The sequence below is a fragment of the Candidatus Electronema sp. JM genome, assembly GCF_048287415.1.
In the GTDB taxonomy this organism is placed as follows: Bacteria; Desulfobacterota; Desulfobulbia; order Desulfobulbales; family Desulfobulbaceae; genus Electronema.
Genome location: NZ_JBLWEN010000031.1, coordinates 1 through 23,615 on the forward strand (window position 1 = coordinate 1; position 23,615 = coordinate 23,615).

Here is a 23,615-nt window from a genome sequence, read left to right on the forward strand (position 1 = left end):
GCCTGAAAGAGGCTGTGCTGGCTGATGCCGAGCTTGGCCCGCAGCTCCACGCCGACGAGCTGGAGCTGCTTGATCACCCGGAACGCTACACCGGCAGCGCGGTCGAGCTGGTGGACAGGACAGCGGCGCTGCTGCGTGGAACGTTTTTACCCTGAACAGGAAAAGAGGCGCGTATGAACTTTGCTTGGTTTGAGAAGATTGCCAAGTATCTGGCTGTCCCGCTGGTGCTGGTAGGCTTTGTGCTGATGCTCGTCTTCGGCATCCACGACAAGCTCATTGCATCAGGCTTGCTGACGCAGGTTTCAGCGGACGACACCAGCGAGATCATCAAGCTGATGCTGCGCTACGGCTTTCAGCTTGGTCTGTGCGTGACCGTGCTTGGCTTTGCTCTGACAGCATGGAACAAGTTTATGGACAAAGTGCAGCCGGTTGATGCGGGCAAGTTGGCGGAGAAGCTGCTTGCCCCGCTGCAAGGGCAGCTGCAAGCCAAGGATGAGCAGATCAAAGCCCTGACTGAAGCCATTGCCGCCCTATCCAAGACTGGCGCGCCTGCCGCAAGCATTAACGCGGCTTTGCAGGAATTGCAGCAGGGCAACACGGCCAAGGCGCAGGCTCTCTTTGCTGAAGTGCTGCGGAGCAAGGAGGCGGAAGGCAGGCAGGCCAACAAGGAGGCTGCTGCCGCCGCCCGCCACCTTGGCGCATTGGCGTATATGAACAACCCCAAAGAGGCGTTGCTTGCCTACAGAAAGGCGGTGCAGCTTGACCCGGACAATGCGGAAGGGTGGAACCGGCTTGGGAATCTGCTGTGGCGCACAGGAGAACTGGCCCAGGCCGAAGAGGCGTACCGCAAGGTGCTGGCCTTGGCTGAAGCGCATCAGGATAAGACGTGGCAGGCAAAATCCCTCGGCAATCTGGGCATTGTGTATGAAAAACGCGGTGAATTGGACAAGGCCGAGGAGATGCACCGGAAAGCTCTGGAGCTGAATGAAGCCTTGGGCCTCAAGGAAGGCATGGCTATCAACTACGGCAATCTGGGCCTTGTATATGGGATACGCGGCGAGCTGGACAAGGCGGAAGAGATGTATAGAAAGAGCCTTGAGATCAACGAGGCATTGGGGTTGAAGGAAGCAACGGCGAGCTTGTACGGCAATCTGGGCGTTGTGGCATATACACGCGGCGAGCTGGACAAGGCGGAGGAGATGTACAGGAAAAGCCTTGAGGTCAACGAGGCATTGGGACGCAAGGAAGGCATGGCGAACCAGTACGGCAATCTGGGCCTTGTGTATGGGATACGCGGCGAGCTGGACAAGGCGGAAGAGATGTACAGGAAAGCACTTGCGCTTGACGAAGCCTTGGGCAGCAAGGAAGGCATGGCGAACCAGTACGGCAATTTGGGCCTTGTGTACAAGCAGCGCGGCAACCTTGCTCAGGCGGAAGCAGCTTGGAAGAAGAGCCTGAGCCTGTATCAGGAGATGGGCGCATCACAGCATCCTAATGCCAAACAGGCGCAGCAGTTGCTGGATGAATTGGCCAAGACCAAAGCAGGCGGCGGGCGGTAGGCGTTTCGCGAACCGCCCTTACAGACTGCGAATTCCCTTCCTGCCATAGTCCGCCCACCCTTTCCACTGTAGTGCAGCCATCCTTCACACTATAGTGGAACCGATCTTTCCACTATAGTGCAAATGCCAGTTCCACTGCAGTGCAAGCAGCCTTTGCACCATAGTGGAACGCTGCCGCACAAAGCAGTTGACAGCTTCCTCTGCCCGCCTTACGATAAAGCACCGCAGGTTCGATCAACTATCTCAGTCAACTGCATCGCAGAGGAGGTGTCTCATGCCAGCAATCCAATGGCGGCCCGAAGTGAACGCGATGACCACGCCCCAGTCTTGGCGCATCCTTGCCGTGCCTCGCAACTCGGCAGGCATTGAGGACATCGCCGCCGACATCGCCCGGCAGCATCCCAACTTCAGCACGGCTGACATCCTGACTATCCTCCGGGCTGAGGACAAGGCGGTGCAGGCGCGGCTCCTCAACGGCGAGCAGGTGACGAAGGAGGGCAGCTGGAGCTGGAGCGTCTCCTTCACTGGCAGGCTGAACCGCCCGGACGACCCGCTGCCGCCGCTGGACGAATGCCTTCAGGTCAATGTCCGCATCTCGCCTCCCTTTGCCAAAGCCATCCGCCAGGCCGCCCATGCCGAACGCCTGCCCGCGCGTGAGAAGCAGCCGCTGATCAGTGCCGCCCGCGACGCGCTGCTCGGCCTGAACAATGTCCTCAATCCTGATGGCCTGCTCCAGCTTGGGGGCCGGAATCTCGCCTTTGACCCGCAGCAGCCCGGCAGCCAGTGCCTCATCAAGGGCACGGAGAGCGGCAGCGCAGTCCAGAGCCGCTTTGTCCAGATCGAGAACAGCGGCATCATGCTCATGCCTGACCTCCCTGCCCAGAGCAATCCGTGGAACAACGAATACACGATCTCTGTCAGCACCCGCTACAGCGAGCACGGCACGCTGCGCACCGGCAGCTATGCCCAGATGCTGCGCAGCCCGCTGACCTTGAGCGGCCTTGGCCAGCCTGATCCGCCGGAGCAGGGCATCCTCAGCGGCAAGGAGAGCAGCCCGCATGTGAGCGTTATCGGCGGCAGCTTGGCAGCGGACGAGATGCTCCGCATTCAGGTCATCCTCGACCCGCGCAAGAACGTGCTGCTCTTCAGCTTGCTGGATATGAAAGAAAATGGCAGGGCGGGAACAGCAGTGACCGTCACTGCAAATGGGGAACACACCTTGCCGGGCTTTGCTGATGCAGCGGTGAGCAGCCTCGCTGTGCGGGTGAATGACTATGCGGCACTGAAGAAGATGGTCAGGAGCAGCTACAGCGGGCGGCTGGTGGATATTCTCAAGGTGGAGACAGACCAGCAGGGGTGAAAAATTTTTCGCCCCTGCTGCTTATGCTTGACCCTCAACGCAGGGCAGTTACGCAAGACATGGAGCTGGCGCAAACATCGTCTCTGTACATCCTCTCCAGCTCCGGCGAATCTGGCCCGTTCCTGCGCTGCTGCAAAAAGAGCGGCGGCAGAAGACGCAAGCCTTCGCCGCCGTTCTTCATCGCTTCAATCAGCACCAGACGCGCTTGCTGGTCTTCCGGGCAGCTGTGCACCGGCAGCAGGCGTTTTGGCATCAGCCTGCTGCGGAGCATGGCGGCCAGCACCGCAGCCAGCCGCTCTGCCGGATAAATGCAGCAGACCGCGCCCCGGTTCCTCACCGCGAAGGCCGCAGCAGCCAGGACGCTGTCCGGGTCAGCGCGCAGCTCGTGCCGGGCCACAGCGCGTTCATCCTCGTGGCTGATCCGCCCGCTGCCAGCCCGGTAATAGGGAGGATTGCTGACCACCAGATCAAACGATTCCGCTTGCACATGATCGCTGATCTGGCGCAGATCGCCCTGCCGGACTGCGAATCGATGGCCAAGCTGATTGGCTTCGGCGTTGCTTTGGGCCAGCGCAGCCAAGGCGGGCTGCACTTCCAGCCCGGTCAGGCGCAGCTCAGGGTGGCGATGGCAGAGAATCAGCCCGATGACTCCGCAGCCGCAGCCCAGATCAAGGACGCTGTCCTGTCGCGCGGGCTGACAGAAATGCGCCAGCAGCACCGCGTCCACCGAAAAGCGGTAGCCCTCGCGATGCTGGCGGCAGATGAGGCGGCCATTGAACAGCGTGTCTTCGCTCAGGAGCATGAGCCGTCAGCCCAGCCGATGCAGCAGCCAGAGCGCGGTGTTCAGCACTTTCCCTTGCAGCTGGTCACAAAACGAGCCAGGAACGATGACGGCTTTCTCTTTGCTGGCCGCCTCATTGAGCAGCTGCCAGCTGCTGTTGAGCATGGGCGGCAGAACAAAGGAAGGCGGCTGCTCCAGCCTGCCAAGCCAAGCGGCCTGCATGTCCGGCAGTTCAGACAAGGTGCTGCCCAGCCGCTTGGCCAGCTCCGCCGTCAGTACTTCGTCCTCCTGCCGCCGCAGAATATGCGCGATATATACCGCATTCATCGGGTTGAGCGGCTCGGCAGCCAGCAGCTTTTTCACTTCAGCGGCATTCAGCACCTTGCGGTTGTGCATCAGGGCCAGCCGCAGCAGCTCGGTCTGCCGGGCAGCAGGATTGGCCGGATCAAAGCCTTTGCCGATTTCCGTCATCAGCACAGCGGCTTCCGGCAACGCGGCCCGCACCGCATCCACGCCGGGCAGCCACGATTTTTCCGCCAGCGCGAAGACCTGCGTCTGCCAGCCAGCCAGCGTGGTCACGAACATTTCATAGACTTCCCCCGGCTCCTCCTCCACCCGCAGGCGGTACAGGCCGGGATCAAGTTCTATGTTCAGGCCGCAGCACGCGTCCGCTCCTTGTGCGGCCTTAGTCAGCAGCGTGCCATCCAAAGCGTGCAGCGACACGCCCAGCCACGGTTGGGCCGCTTCTTCACTCAAGCCGCGAAGGAAGAGGAACAGCTGACTGCCGCTGCCCTGCCGGACAGAAACAGCCTGCGCCAGCTGCTGCGCCGCCGTGCCCTGCGCCTGCCGCCAAGTTATCGTCTGCGGCAGCGGCACTGGCGAGGCGAACTGCACCGGCTTGCCGTCAAAGGCAGTGTCGGTTCCGGCAGCCTCAAACAGGCTGTCCGTCTGCACCTGACCAACCCGGAAGCGGGCTTTGTACAGCCCCGGCGCAACCTTGGCCTCAACGCTGCCGACTCCGGCGGCAACTAACTGAAATCCGCTGTCCACCAGAAAAACCTCAGTCAGGCTGTCCGCAGCCCGGACAGTCAGGGCAACCTGCTCAGACGATAATCTGCTCATTGTTCGGCACCTGGAAGAATTCTTTACGTCCTGTGTTGTTGACGGTTATTTTGTACAGGCCCGGCTCCAAATCAAGGGTCAGGTCAGCGGCAGTTGCCTGCATCTGCCGGATTTCCTGACCGCTGCCGTCGTACAAGGCCAAGGTTTCATTGCCAAGATACGAATCCAGCTTGATTGTGACCGGCACGGTGCTTGCTGTCCGCCGCTTGAAGAACATAATGTCGCGGCTGGAGTCAAGCCGGATTTCCGGCGGCACAATATCCTTGTTTTGCGCGAACTTGTCCATGCAGTTGTGAATGTGGTTTTTCAACTGCTGACCAGTGACTTCACCCTGCAAAGGACGGGCGTTGCGCAGCGCGTCAAGGACAGCTTTTGTAAAGAAACCGGAGGTTTTTCCGTTGTCGAACGTGTTCTCTCTGGCCAAGCCGCCTCGGCCTACAGCAAAGGCGTAGAAAAAGCGCACCTTGCTGGCCGCAGGCAGCGGGATGTTCCCGCCGTACTGCAAGGAAACGTACTGCGGTTTTTGAATCTCATGCAAGGAATTGATTGCCCGGCAGCAGTCCATGATCAGGACAATTTCTTCAAACACGGCATTGCAGTGCAGCCAGTTGACATATTCGGTGACAGCGATGTGCCAAGGAAACATCATCTTGGCGTTGGCGGCGTAGAGGGCTGTTTTATTCATATCCTGCGGATCGCCAAAGCCGTGGCCTGCCACAAAAATATAAAGACGGTCGCCGAGCTTTCCCTGCACACCGCCCAGAATGAACGGCTCAAACAAAGCCTCAACCTGATTTGGCGTGGGACAATCTTTCTGTGTCCCGAAATCTGTTGACAGGATGCGCCGAATGTTGCTTGCAGGCACATTGCCGCCGCTGGGATCGGAAAGCCAGTCATAAAAATCATTGGCATCGTTGATCGGCCCTTTAAGCTGCGCCAAGCCGATATCCGGGTAACTGTTGATGCCGATGACTATGGCATGATGGGTGTTGTTGGGCATGAGCTTTTCTGGACGGAGCCAGCACCTGTGCTTGAATTGCATCATAACAGCGGAATTTGCCGGACACACCGCAATTTTGCGGCACACATCGCATCATATAATCGGAGCATCAGTCGGATGTCATGTCTGTAAAAGAGATGATGCCGAAGCTGCCGCCCTGTGAAACTCATTTTCTGAATCCTGCTGCCTTGGGGGAAGGGTTCACAACCCGCCGGTCACTTCCAGCACCGCGCCGTTGATGTAGGCCGCCTTTCTGTCTGCAAGAAAAAGCGCTGCGTCCGCCACCTCCTCCGGTGTGCCGAAGCGTCCGGCAGGCACTAACTTTTTGTATTCCTTCATCTGCTCTTCGGATAAATCGCCGATGAAATCCGTGCTGATGAAGCCAGGTGAAACGCAGTTGACGGTGATCTTCCGCTTCGCCACCTCTTTAGAAAGCGATTTCATCAGCCCAACCTGTCCAGCCTTCGAGGCGGCATAGTTTGCCTGTCCGGAAAAGCCAAGATGGCCCATCGGCGAGGTGATGAAGATGATCCGGCCATATTTCTGTTTCAGCATCAGCGGCAGAACATGGCGGCACATGGTATATCCGCCGCTGAGATTGACATCAAGAACACGCTGCCAGTCATCCTGCCGCATCATGGCTAAAACTGCGTCACGGCGGATGCCCGCATTGTTGATAAGAATATCAATGGTGTCGAACTGCTCTTCGGTCTCACGGCAGAAGGTTTCAACAGCCTTGAAGTCGCTGACATCAACTCGACGCAGATGCAGCCGTCCGTCAACTTCAGCATGCGCAGCAGCAAAAGCAGCAGCGGCATCTTCATCGCCGCTGTACAGGCCAAGCACCGTTGCGCCTTGGGCCAGCAATGCTTCAGCAATTGCCCGGCCTATGCCTTTGGTTGCGCCAGTGACGATAGCTTTTTGATTGATAAAGGTGTTCAATTCTGTTTCTCTGAAGTTAAAGAGCTATGTTTTTGGTCAACACCGCGCCAGCACTGTCTCCCCTGCCCTGACCTTCTGCCCCACGTTCACCATCGCCACGCTGCCTTTTGGCAGATACACATCCACCCTTGAGCCGAAGCGGATCAGGCCGTAGCGTTCGCCGGTGCGCACTTGATCACTCGGCTCGGCCCGGCAGATGATGCGGCGGGCGATGAGCCCAGCAATCTGCACTGCCGCATACTGCTGTCCGGCGGCGGTTTCAACGATCACCGCGCAATGCTCGTTGTGCAAAGCGGCCTTGTCCTGATCAGCGGCATAGAAGCGGCCCGGCTGCAAGACCACGCGCCGCACCGTGCCCGCCAAGGGAATACGGTTGACATGCACATTAAAGATGTTCATGAAGATGGAAATCCGCAACACATCCTGATGCAGAAAGCGGTCGTCATGCAGCTCCTCCACCCGAATCACCTTGCCGTCAGCCGGGGAGACCAGCACGCCACTGTCTTCCGGCAGAACCCGCTCCGGGTCGCGGAAAAAATAGGTGACAAAGGCGGTGACTGCCAGCCCGGCGAATGCGGCCCAGCGATATTGGAGAATTGCGCAGAGCAGCGTGGCGAAACCGGACAGCAGGATGAAGGGCAGACCCTCTTTGGCCACAGAGTATGCAGGAGCTTTCATGGAAGCGTTGTCAGGGGGAACAGAACAGCGCGGGAGCTGGAACCAAGCATCGAGCTGAACTGGAACGAGTGTTTGAGATGTTCTCGAACCAGCGTTCGAGATAAACTGGAACGTTGGTTCGAGATAAACTGGAACGAGTGTTCGAGATTGCCTCGAACCATGCGTCGAGTTGCAGCCGGATTATTTCTTCGGCGCACGGGCCATCGCAATTGTGCCGGTGCGGACAATCTCTTTGATGCCGATGGGGCGAAGTATGTCAATCACCGCCCGGACTTTGGATTCAGAGCCGGTGATTTCCACGGTGTAGGAAGTCGGGCTGACATCAACCACCTTGCCCCGGAAGATGTCAATCACCCGCAGCACTTCCGCTCTGGTGCCCGCCTCAGCCTTCATCCGAATCAGCACCATCTCGCGCTCGACGTATTCACCTTCGCTGATGTCGGAGACCTTGATCACGTCAATCAGCTTGTGGAGCTGCTTCATGATCTGCTCGACGATGCCGTCGTCGCCGCGCGTGACCAAGGTCAGGCAGGAGACTTTCGGATCCAGGGTTTCGGCCACGCAGAGGCTCTCGATGTTGAAGCCCCGACCGCTGAACAGGCCGGTCACCCGCGACAGTGCGCCGGGTTTGTTCTGAAGGAGGACAGAAAGGGTATGTTTCATAGCTTGGTTCCTCGCTGGAAATAATTATGCCAAGAGCATTTCAGTGGTTGATCTTCCGGCGGGAACCATCGGGAACACGCACTCCTCACGCTTGATGGCGAACTCCATGATCACCACCCGGTCGTTGATCGCCAACGCCTCTTTGATCACCGCCTCAACCTCGCTCTTGGTCTTGGCCCGCAGCCCGACCGCGCCATACGCCTTGGCTAATTCGACAAAGTCCGGCGTGACTTCCATCGGCGTGCCGGAATAGCGCCTGTCGTAGAACAGCTCCTGCCACTGCCGCACCATGCCGAGGTAGTTGTTGTTGAGGATGGCAATCTTGACCGCCGCGCCGTACTGCTTGGCTGTGGCCAGCTCCTGAATGTTCATCTGGATGGAGCCGTCGCCAGCGATGTCAATAACCGTCTTGTCCGGGAAGGCAATTTTTGCACCAATCGCCGCAGGCAGGCCGTAGCCCATCGTGCCGAGGCCGCCGGAGGTGAGGAGCTGGCGCGGCTGATTGAACTTGTAGAACTGGGCCGTCCACATCTGGTTCTGGCCGACCTCAGTCGTAATGATGGCATCGCCGCCAGTGAGCCGGTTGATGGTCTCAATCACGTGCTGCGGCTTGATGATCTCCCCTTCGTCTTGATATGAAAGCGGGTGTTTGGCGTTCCACTCCTGCACTTGCTCAATCCACGCCTTGTGCTTCTCGGCAAAGGCGGCTTTATCAAACTCTGGCGAGCTGTCAAACCAAGCATTCATGGCCAGCAGCGCGTTTTTGCAGTCAGCAACAAGGGGAATATCAACCTTGACGTTCTTGGAGATTGAGGTCGGGTCAATGTCAATATGGATGATCTCGGCTTCCTTGGCAAAGGTGTCCAGCCGACCGGTAATTCGATCATCGAAGCGCGCACCCACGGCAATGAGCAGATCGCTTTTGGCTACCATCATGTTGGCCGCGTAGGAGCCGTGCATTCCTAGCATTCCCATCGAAAGCGGATTGGTACCTGGAAACGCGCCCAAGCCCATCAGGGTCATGGTCACAGGAATCTGCGTCTTCTCAGCCAGCTCGGTCAATTCCTTGCTGGAGTTGGAAAGGATGACTCCGCCGCCGACATACAGCACCGGGCGTTTGGCCTTGAGCATAGCCTTGCAAGCCTTGGCAACTTGGCCCGGATGCGGCTCCACCGTAGGCTGATAGGTCTGCATCCTGATCTCGGTCTTCTCCGGGTAGGCGACGAGCGAGGCCATCACGTCCTTGGGCATGTCAACTAAAACCGGGCCAGGCCGTCCTGAAGCAGCCAGATAGAAGGCCTCGCGCAGCACCGGCACTAAGTCGTCAGGATTGCTGACCAGATAGTTGTGCTTGGTGCAAGGCCGGGTGATGCCGACGATGTCCACTTCCTGAAACGCGTCATTGCCGATCAGGGCGCGGGGCACTTGGCCGGTCAGCACCACCAGCGGAATGGAGTCCATGTAGGCAGTGGCGATGCCGGTCACGCCGTTGGTCGCGCCGGGGCCGGAGGTGAGCAGTGCCACGCCGACCTTGCCGCTGGCGCGGGCGTAGCCGTCTGCCGCATGGACTGCGCCCTGCTCATGCCGGACCAGCAGATTCTTGATCGGAGAATCCATCAGCTCGTCATAGAGATCAAGGATCACGCCGCCCGGAAAGCCGAATATGGTGTCAACCCCTTCCTCCACCAAACATTGCACTATGGCCTTCGCGCCTTTGATTTTGCTCATCGGTTCTTCCTTAAAATGGTTGTGAACGCCCGGCTTGCCCGTGCGCAGAGTCAGCCCGCTTCATTATTGAAAGGTAGATAGGACTATATAAGCTAGGAAAACCGCTGTCAAGGCGAAACAAGGAGATGGGAAGGGACAGCGGAATTTCTTGCCCTGATTTTCCGCTCCCAGAGCAGGGAGAATCACGTGAACCGGGCGATTTTATCTTTACAGATAATTATTATCAACAAGTTAAGGCCGATGCGGCAAGTCTGCTTCATCGCAGCCGCCGTTTCTCCGCAGCGGAAAACAGCCTTTGTCCGCGAAGAAGAACGGAAAACCAATGCCTATTTGACGGAGCTTGTTTATCTGTGATATCTCTTAAAAGAGAGGCGGAGCACTCTTCCGCCTCGTCTCCCCCGTGCCAGTTCAGCACAAAAAAGAGGGCAGCTTTCGTTCAGACAATGCAGCAGCAAAGACGGGCAGCCGTTTCAGCAGATGAAGCCGCAGCAGCCAGCAAAAGGAGCGCAGAATGTACGACATACTGATCGTGGATGACGATCTGTTCGCGCTCGCCTTGCTGGAGGAGCAGCTAAAAAGCTATGGAGATTTTTTCACGCCGGTTTATGCCAGCAATGGCCGGGAGGCGATTGAGATACTCGGCCAGGAGGACATCTCCCTGCTGGTGACGGACCTGATTATGCCCGGCGAGGTCAGCGGCTGGGATTTAATTGACTATATAGAAAATTTTCATCCGCATATTCCGGTGGTGGTCATCACTGGCTGCACGGATAAAGAGAAAATTGAGAAGCTCCAGAAGCGGGTGCGGCACATCCTGCTTAAACCGATCAAAGTGCGGCAGCTTGTCAAAATAGTCACCAACATTCTCAATGAAGACATCACCAGCGGCAGTCTCAAAGGCATCTCAGTAGGAGCGTTCCTCCAGCTGCTGGAAATAGACGGCCGAACCTGCCTGCTTGAAGTGGGAAATTCACCGAAAAACACAGGGCTGCTCTACATCAACCGGGGCAAGCTCTACGACGCGGAATACGGCGAGCTGCGCGAGGAGGCTGCGGCGCAGCGCATCATCGCTTTGGATAATGTCCGTTTTCAAATCAAGGCCTTGCCTAAAGTGGAAATTCGGAGGAAGATCAAAAGCGACCTGATGTCCATCATCATGGAGGCTATGAAATTGAAGGACGAGGAGGCCAGCAGCGGCATGGCGGGCGGACAGGAGCATCGCATTGAGCCGTCGCCGGAAGACCTCCTCGTGATTGAGGAGGAGGATGAGGACAGCGTGCCCAGCCCGAAAAAGCCTGAGCCGCAGCAGCAGGTCAAAGCCGCGCTGCCTCCGCCTCCGCAGCCGCCCGCTCCGTCGGCAGCCAAACTGCAACCCGCACCGGAAGCCAGAAAAATGGATATCGCAACGCTTGAAAATATGTTTAACTCCCTGCGCGGCATCAAGGGCTATCAGACCGCCGCGTTGATGAATTTCTCCGGCGAAATTTTGCTTGCGGACTCAGCGGAGACCGATGCGGATGTGGAGAGCGCCGGGCCGCTGTTCAATGATGTGTTCCGCACGGCTGAAGAGGCGGCGGCCAAAATTGGCATGGAAACCTGCATCGAGCTGGTGGTGAAGACTCCCTGCGGGCTGGTGGTGATGTGCTGCTCCGGCGTGAACGCCGCTGTCCATTTCCATCTCATCGCCCTGCTGGAAAAGGACGGCAACCAAGCCCTGACCAAGATGCAGTTAGCCAAGCTGGTGCCGATCATTATGAAAGAATTGGAATAAGCCGCTGTCATGCTTTCACCTGTCGAACTCCGCAAACGCTCCTTGCTGCTCCATGCTGTGCGGAGCTTTTTTTCTGCTCAAGGCTATCTTGAGGCCGACACGCCGATCCGGCTGCCGACACTGATCCCGGAAGCGGAAATCCAGCCGCTGACCTCGGAAAGCCGTTTTCTCCAGACCTCGCCGGAGCTGTGCATGAAACGGCTGCTGGCCAACGGCTGCACCCAGCTCTTCCAGATTTGCCGCTGCTTCCGCAAAGGCGAGCGCGGGCGGCTGCATCAGGAAGAATTTTCCATGCTGGAGTGGTATCATGTCGGCTGGAGCTATTTCGAGCTGATGCAGGAATGCGAGCAGTTCATCCGCCAGCTCGCGCAGAGCTGTGTTGCCCAAGGCTGGCTGCTGCCGCCTGCGTGGCTGCAACAACCAGAGCCGTGGCCGCGCCTGACTGTTGCGGAAGCCTTCCGGCGTTTTGCTGGCGTTCCGGCGGCAGAGGCGGTCGCGTCTGGCAGCTTTGATCTTTTGCTGGTGGAAAAAGTAGAACCGGAACTGGCCAAAATGGGGGCCGTTTTCCTCTGCGACTATCCGCTGGCTTTGGCTTCGCTCGCCCGGCCTAAGCACGATGATCCGAGCGCAGCTGAACGGGTTGAGCTGTACATCAACGGCATTGAGCTGGCCAACGGCTTTTCCGAGCTGACCGACCCGAAGCTGCAACGGCAACGTTTTGAGGCCGAGCTGCTGAAAGCCGATCTTGACCGCAGTCGGATGCCGGAAAAATTTCTTGCCGACCTCGAACGGCTGCCGCCATGCGCTGGCATCGCCTTGGGCTTGGACCGCCTCTTCATGCTCCTGCTGGGCCGGAGCCGCCTTGCCGATGTGCTGCCGCTGGCGGATGAAGACTTGTGATTACGACGCTGCTTCGCAGATTTCCGGCAGATTGCGCCATTTTTGGGCATAATCCAGCCCATAGCCGACAAGAAAACCACTGGCCAAGGTGAAACCGACGTAATCAACCTGCACCGCCACGCTTCTGCGTTCGTGTTTGTCAAGCAGAGCGCAGACTTTAACCGACGCAGGCTGATGCGTGCGCAGAAAATGCTCACGCAGCCAGGCAATGGTCAGGCCGCTGTCAACAATGTCTTCCACAATCAGGATATCTTTGCCAGCAAGATCAATATCCGGCTCATTGCGCAAGACAACTGCGCCGCTGCTGGCGGTCCCATTGCCGTAGCTGGCGGCGCGGATGAAGTCAATCTCCACCTCCAAATCAATCGCCCGCGCCAGATCGGCAAGAAAAATGAATGCTCCATTCAGCACGCCGAGCAGCACCAGCTTCCTGCCCTGATAATCCGCTGTAATCTGCCGCCCAAGAGCCGCGACCCGCTCCGCAATCTCCTGCCGGTTCAGCACCGTTTTCGTAATTCGCATCTTCCGCCTTTCGTTGTGACAAATCTGTGCAGCACGTTGCCGAATCGTAAACTGCCTTGCGGCGAATGCCAAGCAAAAACATTGACAGGACAGCGCGGAACGGGTAACGATGGAGCGGTTCAACCGCAACCTTCACCTTTGTGCCGCCATGCGCCAATATCTTCTTGATGAGCTGTCGTTTTTGGAGCGCGACAATTTGGAGCATTATCTCAAGCGCAGCCTGAAGCCCGGCCCGATTGGCGGGGTCTTCTGGCTGGAAGTGCCGCCGGAGCTGCTTGCCCCGCCCCAGTTGGAGCATCCCTCCTGCGGGCCGTTTTATTTTTCTGTCGTGCTGGAGCAAACCGAGCTGCGGGCCGAATTTCTTGTCCGCAGCTCGCACAACATGCACTGCTCCTGCATCGCGTGGGCGACTCCGGCGCAGCGGCAGTTCGTGCTTGATTTTGTTGACAAGATGCTGCAAGAGGAGTTTATTTCAGTCTGAGGAAGGCCTGAGCAGAAAGGCTGTTCAGGAAATTCAGCATGATCACAACACTATTGGAGAACATTACGATGAAAAAGCATGTTGCCTTGTTTTTTGCCTGCGCCGCTGCGCTGGCCATGTCGTCATCCGCTGCGGAAAGCGCGGTGCAAGGACCGTATGCCAGCGTGCATGGCGGCATATCCACGCTGAATGATGCTGACGCGAAGGTTGACGAAGGCGTGCTGGAATTTGACACCGACCCCGGCCTCGCGTTAACCGCTGCGCTGGGCTATGATTTCGGCGGCAATGTCCGGCTGGAGGCTGAGGGCGGCTATCAGCAGAATGATATCAGCCAAATCAACCTGAAAGGGCTGGGCGGCCTGAAAAGTTCCGGGGAAATCACCAGCACCTCCGGCCTGCTCAACGGCTACTACGACTTCACCAACATCAGCTCGGTAACCCCCTTTGTCAGCGCGGGCTTCGGCTTCACCAAAGTGAAGATTGAGGATGTCGCCCTGCTCGGCGAGCACATCCCCGGCAAGACCGACGGCACCGCGATGGCCTATCAGGTCGGCGGCGGGTTCAGCTACGCCCTCAACTACAACCTCGCCCTTGATCTCAAGTACCGCTACTTCTCGGCCATTGACCTGAAGCTGGACGACACCGAATTCGACTATTCCGGCCACAACGTCTATGGCGGCATCAGAGCCTCCTTCTGATCCGTTCCCGCGCAGGGCAGAGTTGCTGTCCCTGCGCGTCCTTCCTTTTTAATTAATTGTTTTTCAAGGCTATTATTTTTATAAAAATTTTAGCAGGCCTTTATGGAGGCGGTTGCAGCGTTTTTGGTGGCGATATTTCTTCCTGCCCTGATTGATCGGGCCAAGACGGCCTTGGGCGTGGTGGGCGGCAAATTGGCGGATTGGGGCTGGTGGATGCGGGAGAGCGTTCCGGCGGCGTGATGATGTAGGGGCGGCCCCCTGTGGCCACCCTTTTTGTGGGCTGCCGAGGAACACCGGGCAGGCACGGGGGCCTGCCCCTACAGAATAACAAATAAAACAAACAAATGGACAACATCCGCCTGCATGGTGTGGCCGTGTACAATCCCGGTCTGTGGAGCCGCGAGGAGCTGAAGGCCTATTTTGTCGCCCGCACCGAACTGCTCGACCGCATTGTTGCCGATATCAAACGGCAGCAGGCGGACGCGCCTCAGCATCGGCTGCTGCTCGGTCTGCGCGGGATGGGCAAATCCACCTTGCTGCGGCGGATCGGTATTGCCGTGGAGGAAGACGCGGAGCTTGGCCAGCTCTGGCTGCCGCTGATCTTTGGCGGAACTGATTGGATTCCTTCTGCGATCTGATTGAGGAGCGGGAAGGCAAAGCGCAGGCCGAGCAAATGGATGAGGCCATGCACGAGCTGGCGGACGACGAAGTGCTGCCCCGTCTGCTGGCTGAGGCGGACAAGCTCGGTCGTCGTCTGCTCCTGCTGATTGACAACGTGGATTTGATTCTGGAGCGGCTGAAAAAGGAAGAGCCGGAGCTGCGCCTGCTGCTGATCGGTGCAAGTACGCAGCCGGTGGATGCCGATTTTTTCAGGGCGATTGACCAATTAGCCGGGTTGAGTTTGTTGAAAATGCAAGCCATGCTGACCCGTTTGGCCGAGCAGGAATTGGCTCAGAAGAAAACGCCGGAGCCGCCCGCTGCCGAGCATCCGGTGCTGGTTCTGCTCCGCGACGACCCGGCCCGGATCAAGACCCTGCACACCCTGACCGGCGGCAATCTTCTTCTAACCACGCTGCTTTTCAATGTTTTTTCCAGTGAAATAACTGGTGATGTGTGGAGTGACTTAGAAGAATTAGTTGATCTTGTAATCACCCCAGAATACAAGGCTAAACTTGAAGAATTATCAACGCAGGCACAACAGCTTTTTGATGGTTTAGCATCGAATTGAGATCCGATGACCGCTCGGCAGCTTGCGGACAGATTGAAATGGGATATCAATATTGTTTCATCGCAGCTTAATAGACTTCAACAGCATGGACTTGTTGAAAAAGTACAGCCAGCCCAAGGAGGGCGAAGCGCGTTTCAAATCGGGGATCGTTTTTTTAGCATTTGGTATCTTATGCGGGCCAGCCGCCGGGTACGGCGAAAGCTGACATGGATGATTTCTTTCATGCAGCTATTCTCTGATACTAATAAATCACGATTCTTGGCAAAAAAATTAAATCGAAACCAGAAGCTGTACGAATTTTAAATAAAAGCAATGACTTATTAGTAATCACTGAATGTTTAGATATTTTAGGTGCTGAAGCTAAAGATGAAGCCAAGATTATTTTGAAACAATACAAAGACCCTTCTGTTTTAGTCGCATGTCTAAAAATATTAGGAGGCGAGGCAAAGGAATATGCTCATAAGCTACTAAAATAAAATACTAACTTATCAATAATCACTGAATGTTTAAATAAAACAATCAATAAAGCTAAAGATGAAGCAAAAATATTGATAGAAAAATATAAAGATACTGATGTTGTAGTTATTTTTTTAAAGACATTAAAAAAAGAAGCGCAAAAATATACTCGGCAACTTTTAGAGTATAATTTGCATCCATATATTGTTAAATTATTTTTCTCTACAAATACATGGAAGGATACAGAACCGTATATTCGCGCTTTGCTTGCCAAAGGCGATGACGAGTTCTTTGAAAAATACTGGCAGGACATGCTCACCTTGTTCCAAGAAGCCGTCCGTACCGGCAGGGCAGCGGAAGCCCTTGCCCTGCTGGATGAATCCCCTCTTGCCGAACGCTGGCGGCCTCTGCGGGAAGCCTTGGCCGCCGCCAAAGAGGGCAGCGTCCGCTACTTGAACGGCGTGGCCCCGGATATGCAGCCGCAGACGTGATAGCGGGCATTCATCATTCATGCTTCTACGCTGAGAGTAGGGGTGAAAAATTTTTCGCCCAACTGGCATTCCCCCCCCGCCCAAAAAAAGCGTTCCGCTTGGAAGACTGGCGGCAGGGACATGAAGGCAGCGTGAATAGCTGCGCCTTCACGCCTGAACGGCCAACGAGTGGCCGTGCCTGCGCAGTATTAGCCCTTCCCTTCGACTGCGCTCAGGGCGCGTTTCTCTCCCGCCTCTTGACACTGCCCCACCCTGTGCTTACTGTTGCCGCAGATTTTCTATACCTTGCCACAAACACCGCTCAGAAGAGGGAGAACATACATGGCTGATGAGAATATTGAGAAACCAGAGGTCGCTGCTGAGGAGCTGGCTGCGGCCAATGAGCCTGCGGAGATCGAAGTGCTGGAACCTGTTGCGGATGATGCAGGGCCGTCCGCTGAGGAGCTGCTGACCAAGGAGCTGGAGGAAGTTCGCGCCAAGCTGGATCAGGTGACGCGCTTTGCCGCTGAGGCCGAGAACTCCAAGAAGCGGATGGAGCGGGAGCGGGAGAAGCTGGTCAAATATGCGGGCGAGAACATTCTCCGCGATTTGCTGGCCACAGCGGACAACTTGGAGCGGGCCATAGAGCAGGGCAAGGCAGGCAGCGGCGATGCCGAGCAGAAATTAGCCGCGATGCTGGCCGGAATCGAGCTGACCAAGAAGGGCTTGGACACCATGCTCGAACGCTGCGGCGTGACTCCGGTTTCCTCAATCGGCCAGCCCTTCAATCCCGATCAGATGGACGCGCTGACGATGGAGGCCAGCGAGGAGATTCCGGCCAACCACGTGGCCAAGGAGTTCGCCAAGGGCTACACCTTCAAAGACAAGGTGCTGCGTCACGCGCAAGTGGTGGTGTCCAGCGGCCCGGCCAAGAAGGAATAAGCCCTTGACAGCGGCGTTTTCATGCGCATTGTAGAAAGCGGAATCAGGCATGACACCAGTTTTCAAACTGCTTTTATCATAGGAGACAGCAAATGGCTAAAATTATCGGCATAGACCTCGGCACCACCAACTCGTGCGTGGCGATTATGGAGAGCGGCGATCCCAAGGTGATCGAGAACAGCGAGGGCACCCGCACCACGCCGTCCATCGTCGCTTTTTCCGACAGCGGCGAGCGTTTGGTTGGGCAGATTGCCAAGCGGCAGGCCGTCACCAATCCCACCAAAACCCTGTTTGCGATCAAACGACTGATCGGGCGCAAGTTCACTGACCCGGAAGTGAAGAAGTCCATTCAGCTCAGTCCGTTCACGATTACGGAAGGGCCGAACGGCGATGCAATCGTCAAGGTGGATGGCAAGACCTACTCTGCGGCGGAAATTTCCGCGATGATCCTTGGCAAGATGAAGAAGACTGCCGAGGAATATCTGGGCGAGACCGTGACCGAAGCGGTTGTCACCGTGCCGGCGTATTTCAACGACGCGCAGCGCCAGGCCACCAAGGATGCGGGCAAGATTGCCGGCCTGAATGTGCAGCGCATCATCAACGAGCCGACTGCCGCCGCCCTTGCCTACGGCTTGGACAAGAAAGGCGAAGAGACGGTGGCGGTCTTCGATCTTGGCGGCGGCACCTTTGACGTGTCCATTCTGGAGATCGGCGACGGCGTGTTTGAGGTCAAGTCCACCAACGGCGACACCTTCCTTGGCGGCGAGGACTTTGACATGCGCATCGTCAACTGGCTGGCCGACGAGTTCAAGCGCGACAACGGCATTGATCTGCGCAACGACAAGATGGCCCTTCAGCGGCTGAAGGAAGAGGCGGAGAAGGCGAAGAAAGAGCTGTCCAGCTCGATGGAGACGGACATCAACCTGCCCTTCATCACCGCTGACGCGACCGGGCCGAAGCATCTCAACATCCGCCTGTCACGGGCAAAGTTGGAGGCCTTGGTTGCTGATCTGATTGACCGTTGCGAAGGCCCCTGCCGCACCGCGCTGAAAGATGCCGGACTGGATCCGTCCAAGATTGATGAGGTGATTCTCGTCGGCGGCATGACCCGGATGCCGAAAGTGCAGGAGAAGGTGAAGGCGATCTTCGGCAAGGAGCCGCACAAGGGCGTGAACCCGGACGAGGTTGTGGCGGTCGGCGCGGCGATTCAGGGCGGCGTGCTCAAGGGCGATGTGAAAGACGTGCTGCTGCTCGATGTCACCCCGCTGTCCTTGGGCATTGAGACCCTCGGCGGCGTGATGACCAAGCTGATCGAGAAGAACACCACTGTCCCGACCAAGAAGAGCCAGGTCTTCTCCACCGCTGCGGACAACCAGCCTGCGGTGTCCATCCACGTCCTCCAAGGAGAGCGGGAGATGGCGGCCAACAACAAGACTATCGGCCGCTTTGATCTGGCCGATATTCCGCCTGCGCCGCGCGGCGTGCCGCAGATCGAAGTCACCTTTGACCTTGACGCGAACGGCATCCTGCATGTCTCCGCCAAAGACCTGGGCACGAACAAAGAGCAGTCCATCCGCATCACTGCTTCGTCCGGCCTGAGCGAGGCCGAGATTGAGAAGATGAAGAAGGACGCGGAGCTGCACGCCGAGGAGGACAAGAAGCGCAAGGCGGTGATTGAGGCCCGCAATCATGCGGATTCGATGATCCACATGGCCGAGAAGAGCCTGAAGGAGCTGGGCGACAAGGTGGATGCCGCAACTAAAGGCAATGTCGAGAATGAGATCAGCAAAGTGAAGAAGGCGATGGAGGGCGAGGACGCAGAGGCGATCAAGGCTGCTACTGAGTCTCTCACCAACGCCTCGCACAAGCTGGCCGAGCTGATGTATGCCCAGGCTTCTCAGGGCGGAGCACCCGGTGCTGGCGCAGGCGCATCTGGCGGCAAGAAGGACAAGGGCGATGATGATGTGGTGGATGCGGATTTTGAGGAAGTGAAGTGAATGCTTCACACTACCGCGTAAGATGAGCAAGGGGAGGGTATGCCCTCCCCTTGAGCTTTTTGCAAGTCTTCAGAGCGAAGTTCATCTCGTGATTTCTTAACGTTGTCTTGTTTGTGATGATAATAAGAAAAAATGCAACAATGCAGTGTCATGATCTTTATTGATGTTCTAAGATTACCGTCATGCGTATAAGGAAAATATAATGGACCCAGTTGATATGATCCAGTTAGCTTTTAACCCAACTGGATACCTCATCATCCAAGATGATGAGTAAAAATGTAGAATCTTTTAGCGAATCTTCTGGGAAATCAAGTCTTCAAGAGCTGAAAGAAGATGCGCTTCGTGAGGAGATTAAGGCTTCAGTATTACAAAATCAAGCTAAAGTTGAGCAAGAATTAGCTATCGCCAGAAGAATAGATAGCGCAGAAGAAGTTGAAATAGAAGAATATTATGATTTCTTTGGTCATGGAGGTATAGGGTTGAATGGGGATAGCGTTGGGGTCACATTTGGACTTAACGGTGAAGGCCGGAAAGTAACTAAAAGAGTTATAAAATTTAAAGGCTGCAAACCAATTGAACAACAACTTGAAACTGGTCAGCATAGCTCAGAAAAAAGTGTACTATGACAAGATCGGCAACACGCTGACCGTCTGGCTTGATGACCCATAGAAGGAATACATTGCGGAAGAAACAGGCGAGGAAGTGATTCTGATGAAAGATCGGGAAGGCCGAGTCATCGGCTTTGAGAAGCTCAACTTCAAGACCGCCGAGTCAGAACGGGTGCAGGTGGCTTTTGAGGTGTTGGCAGCATAAAGTCTGCTGCACAGGATGAGCAAAAGGAGGCCAGAGCAACGGCGCAGGCGTTGCGCAGGCTGGGCGGAGGTGGTAGAGTTTATGCAGGTTGCACTGTGCAAACGCTTCAAAGGAGCAAGAATATGACCACCACCACGCTTGACATCAACACGCTGCGCCTGAGCCTTGACGAGGTGCTGGCGTTAGTGCGCAAAGGGGCCGCTGTGCTGTTCACCGAAGGAAGTGTTCCCCTGGCCAAGCTAGTTCCGCTTGCTGCGTCCGAGACTGGCCGCATCCCTGGACTGCACAGCGACAGCATGGAGGCGGCGGATGACTTCGATGCCCCGCTGCCTGATGACTTCTGGCTGGGTCAGCCATGAAAATCCTCTTGGACACCCATGCCTTCATCTGGTGGGACAGCGATATCTCGCAGCTCTCGCCGACCGCCCTTCAGCTCTGCCAAGACCCGGCCAACACTCTGCTGCTGAGTGCAGCCAGCCTTTGGGAGATGCAGATCAAGCAGCAGCTTGGCAAGCTGAAGCTCAAATTGTCTTTGCGCGAAATTGTCCAAACGCAGCAGGAATCCAACGGGCTGATAGTTCTTCCGGTGCAGCTTGCGCATGTGCTTTTGCTGGAGCAACTCCCTTTGCATCACCGCGATCCCTTTGACCGGCTTCTGATTGCCCAAGCAAATGCGGAGCAGGCCGCGCTTCTGAGCTGCGATTCTGTCTTCGGGAAGTATCAGGCAAATGTAATTTGGTAGCTGCCGCGCTGTCTCTCGCAACCCCTCCGTAAAACATCGGGCGACATTTCTAAAATTCCTCGCTCGACGTTTCCAAAGAGACTCGAGCGAGTCTCCCGCTTTCCCTCGCTCGATACTCTTCCATTGCCTCGCCCGACAATTTTTCTATTCCAAGATATTGACCTCGAGCAAGACAAAATGCTGCGGTATATCCTCTCATGGTGTCTTTATTAAGAATGGCTCTTGTTTTCATACATGAGAGATATAATTTTATCTTGACACTCTGAAATGGTAATGCTATGTTCAGCCTTATCATTGAGCGGATGATGCCATCATTTGCTTGTCCGCCCCTCCTTCCTTCAGCGCAGGAGAACAGCCATGCCGACAATTCAATGGCGGCCCGCAGTCAACGCCCTCACCGTTCCCCAATCTTACAAAATCCTCTTTGTGCCGCGAAACACGGTCGGCTACAGCGAGCTGGCCGCTGAGATTGCAGCGGAAAATCCGAACTGGAACGCGGAGCTGGTTGAAGCCGTGCTACGGGCGGAGCGCAAGGCGGTTCTCCGGCACCTGAGCAATGGCGACCAGATCACGCTGGAGGATGCCTTCAGCTGTCGCCTTTCTTTTCTGGGCAAATTGGACGCGCCGGATGATCCGCTGCCGAACCGCGACGATCTGCTTCAGGTCAACATCCACGCTTCCGCCCCGTTCATGCGCGAGCTGCGCCATGCGGCCCAGCTCGAACGTCTCGCGCCAGAGCAGAAGCAGCCGCTGATCGCCGCTGCCGAAGACAGTAAATTCAAGCTGAAGGACGTGCTCAATCCCAAAGGCGTGCTGCGCCTGACCGGTGCCAATCTCTTCTTTGAAGAGGGCGCGGAAGGCTGTGGCTGCGTCATTGAGGGCACCCGCAGCGGGCGGGCCGTGCAAAGCCAGTTTGCGCAAATTGCCAACAGTTCCGTGCTGCTGGTGCCGGACATCCCGGCGCAGGCGCATCCGTGGAACAATGAGTACACGCTTTCCCTCAGCACGCAGTACACCGAGCACGGCACGGTGCGCACCGGTATTTACGAGCGTAAGCTGCGCGCGCCGCTGACGGTGCCGCTGTCTGGCCATCCGCATCCGCCGGAGACCGGCATCCTCAGCGGCAGCACAGATGCGCCGCTTGTGAGCGTGACCGGCGGCACAGCCAGCGCGGACGAGATGCTGCGCATTCAGGCGGTCTTGGATATTCACGCGGGCCATCTGCTTTTCAGCCTGCTCGACATGGAGGAAGGCGGCAAGGCAGGCCCGGCAGTGACGGTCACGGCGAACGGGACGCTCACTGTGCAGGGATTCCCCGGCTCGGCGGTCAGCAGCTTGGCACTGCGGGTGAATGACTTTACCGCCCTGATGAAAATGGCGAGGAATGTGTATTCGGGAAGGGTGGTGGATGTGTTGGAAGTGAAGATGTGAGGGATTCTTTTCCTGACATGTTAATCAGTAGATTGATAATTCTTTCTATAGAGGATAGACAATGGCACAGAAAGTATTGCGATTCACACAAGACATGGCCGCAGCTCGTGAAGAGGTCGCCCGCCTCGGCGGTCGAGTCATCCATCAGTTCAGCTCTGTTGTATTCGTGGCCGAACTGCCAGATGAAACAGACATAACTGCTTTAACAGCCTCGTCAGAAGAACCAACTCAACCGCTTGATGAAATATCGGAATTAGCCGTTATCGCTTGGACAACAGCCGCAGAGGAGAAGCGCTCCCGACTTGAGGCGGCACCCTCACCAACTGAAGGTTTATCGTGGGACACACCTGGATATGAACCTCCGCGTGAATTTGGCACACCTATAGCAGAAGCTGCATGGGCATTTACTGACACGGAAGATGTGCAAAAATCGACTGGAACTCCTACCAGTCGTTACTTGATCGGTTCTGTTGCTGTCGGTATCGTCATGGTGTCACGAAACACTGGTGCCGAAGTGTTGACTGATGCAGAGCGGCTTAAGATTATACAAGAAGTGCAAGAAGGACTTGATTGGCTGGCAGGGGTCGAACCTCGGGCCAAGGTTTCATTTGTCTATGACATCCGCCCGATCACGGTTTCATCTGCGCCCGGGCCGTATGCCGGAGTGACAGAGGCTTACGAGCGGTATGAGCGGGATTGGCGGGATGCCGCTCTTGCCACGATGGGATACGCGGTGCTGGCCGAACTGGATATCAGCAGTACGCGAATGATCTGCGGTCAAGTCAGCACACAGACTGGGCATACGTGGCCTTCTTCACCAAATACCCACTTAACCATTTCGCTTACGCTGTCGTCGAAAAAGTAGTGATGAGCTATGCAAATGATGGTTGGGGGCCAGACAATATCAATAAAGTATTTGCTCACGAATCCTGCCATATCTTCGGGGCAGCTGATGAATATGGGTCGTGTGTGTGCGGAAGCGTAAGCGGGCACCTTTCAGTGCCTAACAGCAACTGTGTTAACTGCTTCCCTCCTGGTGCTCAAATTCCTTGCCTGATGAATGCCAACACATTGGCAATGTGCGAATTCAGCAGGCGGCAAATCGGCTGGGATGCAAGCCTATTTCCATCATCAGTTACTTGGGACTTGCCGCGCATGATTCCTGATTGGTTTGGTTGGGAAAATCAAGGTGGCGATATTGCGATAGCTGATATAGCTGTAGCATAATAAATTGACTACAGGTCAAGCTGCTGAAAGAGATCATCAACAGAACAGCCAAGTTTTCTTCTGCGGGCTTTTGCTTGTGCCCATTTATTTTCAATCGGATTGAG

Annotated in this window: 29 protein-coding genes; 21 read left to right on the top strand and 8 right to left on the bottom strand. The window is 56.3% G+C overall.

Annotation, left to right across the window (positions count from 1 at the left end):
- Positions 1-173 precede the first annotated feature (173 nt).
- A complete protein-coding gene (locus tag ACNKH6_RS06380) occupies positions 174-1,559 on the top strand; it encodes a tetratricopeptide repeat protein (RefSeq protein ID WP_417914714.1) in 1,386 nt (461 codons plus the stop codon).
- Positions 1,560-1,833: 274 nt separating this feature from the next.
- Entirely contained in the window at positions 1,834-2,919 is a 1,086-nt protein-coding gene (locus ACNKH6_RS06385) for a hypothetical protein (RefSeq protein WP_417914715.1), read from the top strand.
- A gap of 34 nt (positions 2,920-2,953) precedes the next feature.
- Here the strand turns inward: ACNKH6_RS06385 and ACNKH6_RS06390 are convergent, their stop codons facing one another.
- The 7 genes from ACNKH6_RS06390 to ilvB all read right to left on the bottom strand — a co-directional run bounded on the left by ACNKH6_RS06390 (position 2,954) and on the right by ilvB (position 9,833).
- Positions 2,954-3,721: a tRNA1(Val) (adenine(37)-N6)-methyltransferase gene (locus tag ACNKH6_RS06390; RefSeq protein ID WP_417914716.1), complete on the bottom strand. Its 768-nt coding sequence runs from the start codon at positions 3,719-3,721 to the stop codon at positions 2,954-2,956.
- Positions 3,722-3,727: 6 nt separating this feature from the next.
- Complete coding sequence (locus tag ACNKH6_RS06395; RefSeq protein ID WP_417914717.1) at positions 3,728-4,822, bottom strand: hypothetical protein; 1,095 nt, start codon at positions 4,820-4,822, stop codon at positions 3,728-3,730.
- A complete protein-coding gene (locus ACNKH6_RS06400; protein ID WP_417914718.1) occupies positions 4,803-5,822 on the bottom strand; it encodes a caspase family protein in 1,020 nt (339 codons plus the stop codon). Before ACNKH6_RS06400 ends, ACNKH6_RS06395 begins: the two co-directional genes overlap by 20 nt.
- 201 nt (positions 5,823-6,023) lie before the next feature.
- Positions 6,024-6,764 carry a 3-oxoacyl-ACP reductase FabG gene (fabG, locus tag ACNKH6_RS06405; RefSeq protein WP_417914719.1) on the bottom strand — a complete coding sequence of 247 codons (741 nt, stop codon included), beginning with the start codon at positions 6,762-6,764 and terminating at the stop codon, positions 6,024-6,026.
- A 36-nt stretch (positions 6,765-6,800) separates the two neighbouring features.
- A complete protein-coding gene (locus ACNKH6_RS06410) occupies positions 6,801-7,442 on the bottom strand; it encodes a phosphatidylserine decarboxylase family protein (protein WP_417914720.1) in 642 nt (213 codons plus the stop codon).
- A 180-nt stretch (positions 7,443-7,622) separates the two neighbouring features.
- The gene (gene ilvN / locus ACNKH6_RS06415) at positions 7,623-8,105 is read right to left on the bottom strand and encodes an acetolactate synthase small subunit (RefSeq protein WP_417912545.1); all 483 of its coding nucleotides are present in this window, start codon (positions 8,103-8,105) and stop codon (positions 7,623-7,625) included.
- A 24-nt stretch (positions 8,106-8,129) separates the two neighbouring features.
- Positions 8,130-9,833, bottom strand: coding sequence for a biosynthetic-type acetolactate synthase large subunit (ilvB, locus tag ACNKH6_RS06420; protein WP_417914721.1), 1,704 nt, complete (start codon positions 9,831-9,833; stop codon positions 8,130-8,132).
- Positions 9,834-10,019: 186 nt separating this feature from the next.
- On the opposite strand from ilvB, the gene ACNKH6_RS06425 reads away from it, so the two are divergent.
- The 3 genes from ACNKH6_RS06425 (at position 10,020) to epmA (ending at position 12,504) form a co-directional block, all read left to right on the top strand.
- Positions 10,020-10,187, top strand: coding sequence for a hypothetical protein (locus ACNKH6_RS06425; protein WP_417914722.1), 168 nt, complete (start codon positions 10,020-10,022; stop codon positions 10,185-10,187).
- Between the two features lie 157 nt (positions 10,188-10,344).
- Complete coding sequence (locus ACNKH6_RS06430; RefSeq protein ID WP_417914723.1) at positions 10,345-11,604, top strand: response regulator; 1,260 nt, start codon at positions 10,345-10,347, stop codon at positions 11,602-11,604.
- A 9-nt stretch (positions 11,605-11,613) separates the two neighbouring features.
- Positions 11,614-12,504, top strand: a complete 891-nt coding sequence (gene epmA, locus ACNKH6_RS06435) for an EF-P lysine aminoacylase EpmA (RefSeq protein ID WP_417914724.1) — start codon at positions 11,614-11,616, stop codon at positions 12,502-12,504.
- On the opposite strand, the gene hpt is transcribed toward epmA, so the two are convergent.
- A complete protein-coding gene (gene hpt / locus ACNKH6_RS06440) occupies positions 12,505-13,026 on the bottom strand; it encodes a hypoxanthine phosphoribosyltransferase (protein WP_417914725.1) in 522 nt (173 codons plus the stop codon).
- Between the two features lie 148 nt (positions 13,027-13,174).
- Here hpt and ACNKH6_RS06445 point away from each other — a divergent pair, with 148 nt between their 5' ends.
- The 16 genes from ACNKH6_RS06445 (at position 13,175) to ACNKH6_RS06520 (ending at position 23,511) form a co-directional block, all read left to right on the top strand.
- Positions 13,175-13,507 (top strand): hypothetical protein, encoded by a 333-nt coding sequence (locus ACNKH6_RS06445; RefSeq protein WP_417914726.1) that lies wholly within the window; start codon positions 13,175-13,177, stop codon positions 13,505-13,507.
- A 68-nt stretch (positions 13,508-13,575) separates the two neighbouring features.
- Positions 13,576-14,205: an outer membrane protein gene (locus ACNKH6_RS06450; RefSeq protein WP_417914727.1), complete on the top strand. Its 630-nt coding sequence runs from the start codon at positions 13,576-13,578 to the stop codon at positions 14,203-14,205.
- A 102-nt stretch (positions 14,206-14,307) separates the two neighbouring features.
- Positions 14,308-14,445, top strand: coding sequence for a hypothetical protein (locus ACNKH6_RS06455; protein ID WP_417914728.1), 138 nt, complete (start codon positions 14,308-14,310; stop codon positions 14,443-14,445).
- Between the two features lie 104 nt (positions 14,446-14,549).
- Complete coding sequence (locus tag ACNKH6_RS06460; RefSeq protein ID WP_417914729.1) at positions 14,550-14,843, top strand: hypothetical protein; 294 nt, start codon at positions 14,550-14,552, stop codon at positions 14,841-14,843.
- Positions 14,822-15,433 (top strand): hypothetical protein, encoded by a 612-nt coding sequence (locus ACNKH6_RS06465; RefSeq protein ID WP_417914730.1) that lies wholly within the window; start codon positions 14,822-14,824, stop codon positions 15,431-15,433. Before ACNKH6_RS06460 ends, ACNKH6_RS06465 begins: the two co-directional genes overlap by 22 nt.
- A gap of 6 nt (positions 15,434-15,439) precedes the next feature.
- Entirely contained in the window at positions 15,440-15,736 is a 297-nt protein-coding gene (locus ACNKH6_RS06470; protein ID WP_417914731.1) for a hypothetical protein, read from the top strand.
- 416 nt (positions 15,737-16,152) lie between these two features.
- Positions 16,153-16,380 (top strand): hypothetical protein, encoded by a 228-nt coding sequence (locus tag ACNKH6_RS06475; protein WP_417914732.1) that lies wholly within the window; start codon positions 16,153-16,155, stop codon positions 16,378-16,380.
- A gap of 321 nt (positions 16,381-16,701) precedes the next feature.
- Positions 16,702-17,301 (top strand): nucleotide exchange factor GrpE, encoded by a 600-nt coding sequence (locus ACNKH6_RS06480; RefSeq protein WP_417914733.1) that lies wholly within the window; start codon positions 16,702-16,704, stop codon positions 17,299-17,301.
- Positions 17,302-17,393: 92 nt separating this feature from the next.
- Positions 17,394-19,298 (top strand): molecular chaperone DnaK, encoded by a 1,905-nt coding sequence (dnaK, locus tag ACNKH6_RS06485; protein ID WP_417914734.1) that lies wholly within the window; start codon positions 17,394-17,396, stop codon positions 19,296-19,298.
- A gap of 263 nt (positions 19,299-19,561) precedes the next feature.
- Positions 19,562-19,924: a hypothetical protein gene (locus tag ACNKH6_RS06490; protein ID WP_417914735.1), complete on the top strand. Its 363-nt coding sequence runs from the start codon at positions 19,562-19,564 to the stop codon at positions 19,922-19,924.
- Between the two features lie 52 nt (positions 19,925-19,976).
- Entirely contained in the window at positions 19,977-20,111 is a 135-nt protein-coding gene (locus tag ACNKH6_RS06495; protein WP_417914741.1) for a DUF2283 domain-containing protein, read from the top strand.
- Between the two features lie 122 nt (positions 20,112-20,233).
- Positions 20,234-20,470 (top strand): type II toxin-antitoxin system Phd/YefM family antitoxin, encoded by a 237-nt coding sequence (locus tag ACNKH6_RS06500; RefSeq protein ID WP_417914736.1) that lies wholly within the window; start codon positions 20,234-20,236, stop codon positions 20,468-20,470.
- Entirely contained in the window at positions 20,467-20,853 is a 387-nt protein-coding gene (locus ACNKH6_RS06505; protein WP_417914737.1) for a type II toxin-antitoxin system VapC family toxin, read from the top strand. The genes ACNKH6_RS06500 and ACNKH6_RS06505 overlap by 4 nt, the downstream gene beginning before the upstream one ends.
- A gap of 357 nt (positions 20,854-21,210) precedes the next feature.
- The gene (locus ACNKH6_RS06510) at positions 21,211-22,284 is read left to right on the top strand and encodes a hypothetical protein (protein WP_417914738.1); all 1,074 of its coding nucleotides are present in this window, start codon (positions 21,211-21,213) and stop codon (positions 22,282-22,284) included.
- A 61-nt stretch (positions 22,285-22,345) separates the two neighbouring features.
- Positions 22,346-23,149 (top strand): hypothetical protein, encoded by an 804-nt coding sequence (locus ACNKH6_RS06515; protein ID WP_417914739.1) that lies wholly within the window; start codon positions 22,346-22,348, stop codon positions 23,147-23,149.
- 2 nt (positions 23,150-23,151) lie between these two features.
- Complete coding sequence (locus ACNKH6_RS06520) at positions 23,152-23,511, top strand: hypothetical protein (RefSeq protein ID WP_417914740.1); 360 nt, start codon at positions 23,152-23,154, stop codon at positions 23,509-23,511.
- Positions 23,512-23,615 lie beyond the last annotated feature (104 nt).